The sequence below is a fragment of the Streptosporangium sp. 'caverna' genome, assembly GCF_003203775.1.
Taxonomy (GTDB): Bacteria; Actinomycetota; Actinomycetes; order Streptosporangiales; family Streptosporangiaceae; genus Streptosporangium; species Streptosporangium subroseum.
In genome coordinates this window covers 7,819,631-7,829,554 of record NZ_CP029711.1, presented here as the reverse complement: position 1 = coordinate 7,829,554, position 9,924 = coordinate 7,819,631, and the positions used below count along the sequence as shown (strand labels likewise).

The 9,924-nt window shown below is 75.9% G+C and carries 1 protein-coding gene; it reads left to right on the top strand.

Features of this window, described 5'->3' with window-relative positions; translation table 11 throughout:
- Positions 1-26: 26 nt before the first annotated feature.
- Entirely contained in the window at positions 27-9,797 is a 9,771-nt protein-coding gene (locus tag DKM19_RS33950; RefSeq protein ID WP_110701445.1) for a type I polyketide synthase, read from the top strand.
- Positions 9,798-9,924: the final 127 nt, after the last annotated feature.

Sequence of the window (9,924 nt, the reverse complement as noted above, 5' to 3'; positions counted from 1 at the left end):
CCCCAAGCACCTGGAGTTGGCAAGACATGGACACCGAAGCGAAGCTCCGCGACTATCTCAAGCGGGCGACCGCCGACCTCCGTCAGGCCCGCCGCGACCTCGTCGACGTCCAGGAGAAGGCCGCCGAGCCGATCGCGATCATCGGTATGGCCTGCCGCTACCCCGGCGGGGTGCGCACGCCCGGGCAGCTCTGGGACCTGCTGGACGCCGGCCGGGACGCGATCACCGGCTTCCCGCAGGATCGCGGCTGGGCGGTGGCCGAGGGTGACTTCGCCCAGGAGGGCGGCTTCCTCGACGACGCGGGCGCGTTCGATCCGGCGGTCTTCGGCATCTCCCCGCGCGAGGCGCTGGCCATGGATCCGCAGCAGCGGCTCCTGCTGGAGTGCGCGTGGGAGGCGTTCGAACGGGCCGGTCTCGACCCGCTCGGCGTCAAGGGCTCCCGTACCGGCGTGTTCGCCGGCGTCATGTATCACGACTACGCCACCCAGCTGACCACACTGCCCGAGGGCGTCGAGGGCTATCTGGCCACCGGCACCTCCGGAAGCATCGTCTCCGGTCGCGTCGCCTACACCTTCGGTCTTGAGGGCCCAGCCCTGACCATCGACACCGCCTGCTCGTCGTCGCTGGTCGCGCTGCACCTGGCGGTGCAGGCGCTGCGCCGGGGCGAGTGCGCGATGGCGCTGGCCGGCGGCGTCACCGTGATGGCCACCCCGAACACGTTCGTCGAGTTCGCCCGGCAGGGCGGGCTGGCCGCCGACGGGCGGTGCAAGCCGTTCGCCGAGGCCGCCGACGGCACCGGCTGGTCCGAGGGCGCGGGCGTGCTGCTCGTCGAGCGCCTGTCCGACGCCCAGCGCCTCGGCCACCCGATCCTCGCCGTGGTGCGGGGCAGCGCGGTGAACCAGGACGGGGCCTCCAACGGCCTGACCGCCCCGAACGGCCCCTCCCAGCAGCGGGTCATCCTCGACGCGCTGGCCGACGCCCGGCTCACCCCGGCCCAGGTCGACACCGTGGAGGCGCACGGCACCGGCACCCGGCTCGGTGACCCGATCGAGGCCCAGGCCCTGCTGGCCACCTACGGCCAGGGCCGGCAGACCCCACTCTGGCTCGGTTCGCTGAAGTCGAACCTGGGCCACACCCAGGCCGCCGCCGGCGTCGGCGGAGTGATCAAGATGGTCGAGGCCATGCGCCACGGCGTGCTGCCGAAGACGCTGCACGTCGACGCGCCCTCCTCGCACGTGGAGTGGGAGCTGGGCGGCGTCGAGCTGCTCACCGAGGCCCGGCCCTGGACGACCGGGGACGACGCCCCCCGCCGGGCCGCGGTCTCCTCCTTCGGGTTCAGCGGCACGAACGCCCACATCGTCCTCGAACAGGCGCCGGCCGCCGCCGCGGCACCGGCGGGCACCTCGGCGATCGTTCCGCTGCCGCTGGCCGGGGCCGACCCGGACGGGCTGCGGGCCCAGGCCGCCACGGTCCGCGACCACCTGAGCGCCACCGGCGCCTCCCTGGCCGACGTCGGCGCCACGCTGGTCACCCGGGGAGCGCTGCCCGGCCGGGCGATCGCCTGGGACGCCGAGAGCCTCGACGCGGTGGCCGCCGGCCTCGGCCCGGTCACCGGATCCCCGCTGGGCAACTCCGACGTGGTGTTCGTCTATCCGGGTCAGGGCGGGCAGTGGTTGCGGATGGCGGTGGGGCTGCTGGATTCCCCGGCGTTCGCCGAACGTCTCCGGGAGTGTGATGCGGCGCTGGCGCCGCTGGTGGGCTTCTCGGTGGAGGCCGTCCTGCGCGGTGGCGACGAGTGGCTGACCCGGGTGGAGGTGGTGCAGCCGGTGCTGTGGGCGGTCGGCGTGGCGCTGACCGCCTGGTGGGCCTCCTACGGAGTGATCCCGGCCGCGGTGGTCGGCCACTCGCAAGGTGAAGTCGTCGCGGCCGTGGTGGCCGGGGCGTTGTCGGTGCAGGATGGCGCCCGGGTGGTGGCGGCCCGTTCCCGGGCGCTGGTGGAGCTGGACGGCACGGGCGGGATGGCCTCGGTCAGTGCGCCCGCGGAGAAGGTCGCGGAGTGGCTGGCCGACCCGTGGTGGGCGGGCCTGGTGGTGGCCGCGGTGAACTCCCCGACGCAGGTGGTGGTGGCGGGGGAGCGGCCGGCGCTTGAGGCGTTCGTGTCCTGGTGCGAGACGCAGGAGGTGCGGGCCCGGCTGGTGGAGGTGGGATACGCCTCGCATTCACCGCAGGTGGAGCCGGTACGCGACGCGGTCCTGGCCGGGATGGCGGACGTGCAGGGCGCGGCACCGGTGATCCCGTGGTACTCGACGGTCACCGGTGAGCAGGTCGTCGAGGCGGTGGGGGCGGAGTACTGGTGGGCGAACCTACGGCAGCAGGTGCGGTTCGCACCCGTCGTGGCGAAGCTGGCCGAGGACGGTTTCTGGTTGTTCGCCGAGATCTCCGGTCACCCCGTGCTGGGACTGGCGTTGGAGCAGTGCGCTCCGGATGCGGGGGTGTGGGGGACGCTGCGGCGGGGTGAGGACGGTCCGGCGGGGCAGGTCCGGGCGTTGGGTGAGGCGTGGGTCCGCGGGGTCGAGGTCGACTGGCGGGCCTGGCCCACCGACGGCCACTGGCTCCCCGACCTGCCCACCTACCCCTTCCAGCGGCAGCACTACTGGCTGGCCTCCGCACCCGGCGCCGGCGACCTGGCCGGGGCCGGGCTGGACGACACCGGCCATCCGCTGCTGGCCGCCGCCGTCCTGCTGCCCGACTCCGACACCGTGGTCTTCACCGGGCACGTCTCCCGGCGCACCCATCCCTGGCTCGTCGACCACGACGTGCTCGGCACCGTCCTGATCCCCGGCGCGGCGCTGGTCGAGCTGGCCCTCGCGGCCGGCGAGTGGACCGACGCCCCGCTCATCGAGGAACTCCTCCTCCAGGCCCCGCTGGCGCTGCCCGAGACCGGTGGCGTCGACCTGCGCGTCACCGTCGCCGCGCCCGAGCCGGGCACCGCCCGCCGCGTGGTCACCATCCACTCCCGACCCGACAGGGAGCACCCCTGGACGCCGCACGCCACCGGCGCCCTCCGCCCGGCCGGGCCGGCGCCCGAACCGGCGGACCTGCCGTGGCCGCCGCGTGACGCCGAGCCGATCGACGCCGAGACCCTCTACGCCGCGCTGGCCGGCACCGGCCTGGTCTACGGGCCCGCGTTCCAGGGGCTGCGCCAGGTATGGCGACGCGACGGCGAGATCCTCGCCGAGGTCGCCCTCGACGCCGACAGCGGCACCGACGGGTACGGCGTCCACCCGGCGCTGCTCGACGCCTGCCTGCACGCCCTGGCCGCCGGTGGCCTGGTGCCCGGCGAGGACGGCGCGGTCCGGCTGCCGTTCGCGTTCGGCGGCGTCCACCTGCACGCCGTCGGCGCCGGCTCGCTGCGCGTCCGGCTCACCGCGGGCGAGGGCGCGGAGACGATCCGGCTGCACGCCGTCGACGAGGCCGGACTGCCCGTCCTCGACATCGACGCGCTCGCGGTCCGGCCGGTCACCGCCGACCAGCTCGGCGCCGAGCCCGGCACGCCGCTGTACGCCCTGGACTGGATGGACGCCGGGGTGCCGGCGGGTACGGCGAGCCCGCTGCCGACGATCACGCTCGGCGACGCGCTCCCCGGCGACACCGGGGACGTGCTGGTGCTGGACTGCGCGAGCGACGCCGTCCCGGACGGTGCCGCGGTGCGGGGCGAGACCGGTCGGCTGCTGGAGACCCTGCAACGGTTCCTCGCCGACGAGAAGTGGACCGACACCCACCTGGTCGTACGCACCGACGGGGCGATCGCCGCCGACCCCGCGGACACCGTGCCCGGGCTGGTCTCCGCCGCTCTGTGGGGGCTGGTCCGGTCCGCGCAGAGCGAGCACCCCGGCCGGCTCACGATCGTCGACGCTCCGTCCACGGACCGGATCCCGGACGTGCTCGCGGCCGGCCACCCCCAGGCGGCGGTACGCGGCGAACAGGTCCTGGTGCCCCGGATCGTCCGGCACGCCGCCCCCGATGGTGAGCTCCCCGACCTGACCGCCGGAACGGTGGTGGTCACCGGCGCCACCGGCACGCTCGGCCGCCTGGTCGCCCGGCACCTGGTCGCCGCCCACGGCGTCCGCGAGCTGCTGTTGCTGTCCCGCTCCGGCGGAAGCCTCGACCTCGACGGCGCGCGGGTGCGCGCGGTCGCCTGCGACGTCACCGACCCGGAGGCCGTCGAGGCCGCGCTGCGCGGCGTGACGGTCAGCGCCGTGTTCCACACCGCCGGCGTGCTCGACGACGGGCTGCTGGCCGACCTCACGCCCGACCGCCTGGACGCCGTCCTGCGCCCCAAGGCGGACGCCGTCTGGAACCTGCACGCGGCCACCGCCGATCGGCCGCTCGCCGCGTTCGTGCTGTTCTCCTCGGCCGCCGGCCTGCTCGGCAACGCCGGCCAGGCCAACTACGCCGCCGCCAACACGTTCACCGACGCCTTCGCCGCCTTCCGGCGCGCCCAGGGGCTGCCGGCCACCTCGCTGGCCTGGGGCCTGTGGAACACCGATGAGGGCATGGCCGGCAACCTCACCGACGCCGACCGGCGCCGGCTGCGGCGCGGCGGCATCCTGCCGCTGGAGGTCGGCCAGGGCCTGGCCCTGTTCGACGCCGCCCTGCGCGCCGACACCGCGCTGGCCGTCCCGGTCGCGCTGAGCCTGCCCGCGCTGCGGGCCACCGCCGAGAACGGCATGCTCCCGCCCGTCCTGTCCGGGCTGGTCCGGACCGGACCGCGCCGGGCCACCACCGCCGGCGGCCCGGGCGCGTTCGCCCAGCGGCTGGCCGGCCTGCCCGAGGCCGAGCGCGAGCAGACCGTCACCGAACTGGTCCGCGGCACGATCGCCGCCGTCCTGGGGTTCGCCACCGGCAGCGCCATCGACGGCAACCGGGCGCTGCGCGAGCTGGGCTTCGACTCGCTGACCGCGGTCGAGCTGCGCAACCGGCTGCAGCCGGCCACCGGCCTGACCCTGCCGGCGACGCTCGCGTTCGACTACCCGAACGCCCGCGCCATCGCCCGGTACCTGCTCGAACGGGCGCTGGGCGCGGACCTGGCGCCGGGCGCGGCGTCGCCGGCCAGGACCGGTCCGGCGCACGTCGACGAGCCGATCGCGATCATCGGCATGGCCTGCCGGTTCCCCGGCGGCGTACGCTCCCCCGAGGACCTCTGGCAGCTGCTGAGCGACGGCGGCGACGCGATCGCCGGCTTCCCCGTCGACCGCGGCTGGGACCTCACCGGGACCGACTTCACCCGGCAGGGCGGGTTCCTCTACGACGCCGGCGAGTTCGACGCCGGCCTGTTCGGCATCTCCCCGCGCGAGGCGCTGGCGATGGACCCCCAGCAGCGGCTGCTGCTGGAGATCTCCTGGGAGGCGTTCGAGCGCGCCGGCCTCGACCCGCTGGGGCTGCGCGGCTCCCAGACCGGCGTGTTCGCCGGCCTGATGTACCACGACTACGGCATGAGCCTGTCCACGCTGCCGGAAGGCGTCGAGGGCTACCGCGCGACCGGCGTCTCCGGCAGCGTGGTGTCCGGCCGCGTCTCCTACGTCTTCGGACTGGAGGGCCCCGCGCTCACCGTCGACACCGCCTGCTCGTCGTCCCTGGTCACCCTGCACCTGGCCGCGGAGTCGCTGCGCCGGGGCGAGTGCTCGATGGCGCTGGCCGGCGGCGTTTCGGTGATGGCGAACCCGGGCACGTTCGTCGAGGTCGCCCGGCAGGGCGGGTCGGCCGCCGACGGCCGGTGCAAGCCGTTCTCCGCCGCCGCCGACGGTGCCACCTGGTCGGAGGGGGCCGGCGTCCTGCTGGTCGAGCGGCTCTCGGACGCCCAGCGGCTCGGCCACCCGATCCTCGCGGTCGTGCGGGGCAGCGCGGTCAACCAGGACGGCGCCTCCAACGGGCTGACCGCCCCGAACGGCCCGTCCCAGCAGCGGGTGATCCGCCAGGCGCTGGCCAACGCGGGCCTGACCCCGCAGGATGTGGACGCCGTCGAGGCCCACGGCACCGGGACGCGACTCGGCGACCCGATCGAGGCGCAGGCGCTGCTGGCCGCCTACGGCCAGGACCGCCAGGAGCCGCTCTGGCTCGGGTCGATCAAGTCCAACCTCGGCCACACCCAGGCCGCCGCCGGCGTCGCCGGACTGATCAAGATGGTCCTCGCGCTCGGTCACGGGGTGCTGCCCCGCAGCCTGCACATCGACGCGCCCTCCCCGCACATCGACTGGACCTCCGGCGCCGTCGCGCTGCTGGACGCCGAACGCCCCTGGCCGGAGGCCGGCCGGCCGCGCCGCGCCGCCGTCTCCTCCTTCGGCATCAGCGGCACCAACGCCCACGTCGTCCTGGAGCAGTCCCCGCCCGCGACGTCCGCACCGGAGAACCCGCCGCTGCCGGTCGTCCCGCTGCTGCTCTCCGGCCGCGACGGCGGCGCGCCGGCCGCCCAGGCCCGCCGGCTGGCCGCGTTCCTCCGCGACCGGCCCGACGTGCCGCTGGTCGACGTCGCGCACACGCTCGCCGGCCGGGCCAGGCTGGAGCATCGCGCGGTCGCGCTGAACGAGGCCGGTCTGGCCGCCCTGGCCGACCGGCGCCCCTCGGCCGACGTCGTCACCGGCGCGGCCGGGCCGACCGGCGGAGTCGTCTTCGTCTTCCCCGGCCAGGGTGGCCAGTGGGAGGGCATGGCCGCCGGCCTGCTCGACCGTTCCCCGGCGTTCGCCGCCCGCCTGCGCGAGTGCGACGGCGCGCTTGGCCGGTATCTGGACTACTCGGTGGAGGCGGTGCTCCGGCAGGAGCCGGGAACCCCGTCCCTGGACCGGCTCGACGTCGTCCAGCCGGTGCTGTTCGCCGTGATGGTCTCGCTGGCGGCCTGGTGGGACGCGCACGGCGTCACCCCGGCGGCGGTCGTCGGGCACTCCCAGGGTGAGATCGCGGCCGCCTGCGTCGCCGGCGCGCTCAGCCTGGACGACGCGGCCCGGATCGTCGCGCTGCGCAGCCGGGAGATGGTGGCGATCGCCGGAGCCGGCGCGATGCTCTCGGTCGCCGCCGCCGAGGCCGACGTGGCCGCCCGGATCGCCGAGTACGAGGCCAAGCACGCCGACGAGCCGGGACGGAGCCGGCTGGAGATCGCCGCGGTGAACGGGCCGGCCGCGGTGATCGTGGCCGGCGAGGCCGGCGCGATCGACGAGATGGCCGCCCGGTACGAGGTGGAAGGCGTCCGGGCCCGCCGGATCAAGGCCAGCGCCGCCGGCCACTCCGCCCAGGTCGAGGTCCTCCGCGACCGCGTCCTGGAGCTGCTCGCCCCGGTGCGCATCGGCGCCGGCCGGGTGCCGTGGTACTCCACCGTGCGGGCCGAGCCCATGGCGCCCGAGGACGGCGCCGGCTACTGGTACGACAACATGCGGCAGCCGGTCCGGTTCGCCGCGGCCGTCCAGCGCCTGCTCGCCGACGGGTACCGGCACTTCGTCGAGGTCAGCCCGCACCCGGTGCTCACCGCCGGCATCCAGGACATCGCCTCCGACAACGCAAGCGACACGGGTGACGCAGCGGCGGTCGGCACGCTCCGCCGGGACGAGGACGGCCCGGACCGGGAGATCAGGACCCTTGCCGAGGCCTGGGTCGCCGGCGTGCCGGTGGACTGGGCGACGGTGCTCACCGGAGGCCGTCGTGCGCTGGAGGTCCCCACCTACGCCTTCCAGCACCAGCACTACTGGCTGACCGACGCGCCCGGCGCGGCCACCGACGAACCGGACGACGAGTTCTGGTCCGCGGTCGAGGCCGCCGACGCCGCGACGCTCGGCCGGACGCTCGGCGTCGACCCCGACGCCCTCGCCCGGATGCTGCCGGCGCTCGCCGGCTGGCGCCGTGGCCAGAGAGAACGCTCGCAACTGGACGCCTGGCGGTTCCGGATCGCGTTCAAGCCGCTGCCCGAGCCGGAACCGGGCAGGCTGTCGGGCACCTGGCTGGTGCTCCACCCGGCCGACGTCGATCCGGGCGAGGTGACGCTCGTACTGGTCGGCGCCGGCGCCGAGGTCGAGCACAGCACGGTTTTCGACCGGGAGACGCTGGCCGCCAAGCCCTACGCCGGTGTCGTCTCGCTGCTGGCGCTGCGCGACGACGACCGCGCGGTGCTCGACACGCTCGCGCTGACCCAGGCGATCGGCGGCCTGGACACCGCGCTGTGGATCCTCACCCGGGGCGCGGTCGCCGCGGCCCCCGGCGACCCGGCGTCCCGGCTCGCCCCCGCCCAGGTCTGGGCGCTGGCCCGCACCTTCGCGCTGGAGCACCCGGAGGCCTGGGGCGGCCTGCTCGACCTGCCGGTGACGCTGGACGCCCGGGCGGCCGACCGGGTCGCGGCCGTGCTGGCCGGCCTGGACGACGAGGACCAGGTCGCCGTCCGCGCCACCGGCGTGCTGGCCCGCAGGCTGCTGCCCGCGCCGGCCGACCCGACCGCGCCGCTGTGGGAGCCGCACGGCACCGTACTGATCACCGGCGGCACCGGCGCGCTCGGCGGGCACGTGGCCCGGTGGGCCGCCGGATCCGGCGCCGACCACGTCGTGCTCACCAGCCGCCGGGGCGCGGCCGCCCCCGGCGCCGCGGAGCTGTACGAGGAACTGGTCGCGCTCGGAGCGCGGGTGACCATCGCCGCCTGCGACACCGCCGACCGGGCGCAGGTCGCCGCGCTGCTGGCCGGCCTGCCCGAGCCGGTCACCGCGGTGGTCCACGCCGCCGGCACGCTCACCCCGGTCCTGCTCGCCGACTCCACCCCGGAGGAGCTGGCCGACGTCCGCTCCGGCAAGGTCGAGGGCGCGGTCCATCTGCTCGACCTGCTCGACCCCGCGCACCTGGAGCAGGTCGTGCTGTTCTCGTCCAACGCCGGCGTCTGGGGCAGTGCCCGCCAGGGCACCTACGGCGCGGCCAACGCCGCCCTCGACGCGCTGGCCGAGCAGGCCAGGGAGCGTGGCCTGCCGGTCACGTCGGTGGCCTGGGGGCTGTGGGCAGGCGGCGGGATGGCCGAGGAGAGCGGCGGCGAGGACTACATGCGCCGGCGCGGCTTCCAGGGCATGGCGCCCGAGGCGGCGATCACCGCGATGCGGCAGGCCGCCGGGGCGGGGGAGACGTTCCTCGCGGTCGTCGACGTCGACTGGTCGGTCTTCGCTCCGGCCTTCGCCTTCGCCCGGCCCCGCCCGCTGATCGCCGACCTGCCCCTCGTACGGGCCCTCCAGGCGACCGTCGAGGCCGCTCCGCCGGCCGACGCCGGCTCGGCGCTGCGGGGGCGGCTGGCCGCCGCGGCGCCGCACGAGCACGAGCAGATCGTGCTGGAGCTGGTCCGCGGCCACGCCGCCGCGGTGCTCGGCCACGACGGCCCGGACGCGGTCGACGCCCGCCGTGCGTTCAAGGAGTTCGGGTTCGACTCGCTGACCGCGGTCGACCTGCGCAACCGCCTGACCGCGGCCACCGGACTGACCCTGCCGGCGACGCTGGTCTTCGACCACCCGACCCCGGCGGCGGTGGCCCGGCTGCTGCTCGATCGCCTGGTGAGCGGCGGCATGACCCCGGAGGCCGTACTGGCCACGATCGACCAGCTGACCGAGGCGCTGGCGGCCACCGCCGGCGACACCGCGCTGCGGCTGCGGGTCGGCATGCGGCTGCGCGGCCTGCTCGACGGGCTCGGCGACGCCGAGGAGCCGGGGGAGGACTCGGTCAGCGGCAAGCTCGAAGCCGCCAGCGCCGACGAGCTGTTCCGGTTCATCGACGAGCTCGGCGTGTCGTAAACGCCCAGTTAGGGGAGCGCTAGGGGTGGGCCGGCCCGGGAGGGCCGCCTACCTTCGGCAACGCTGGCAGGAGTGGACACAGTGCTCCGGCGGTCCTTCGTTGCTCTCCCGCGCTTCGCGCGAACCG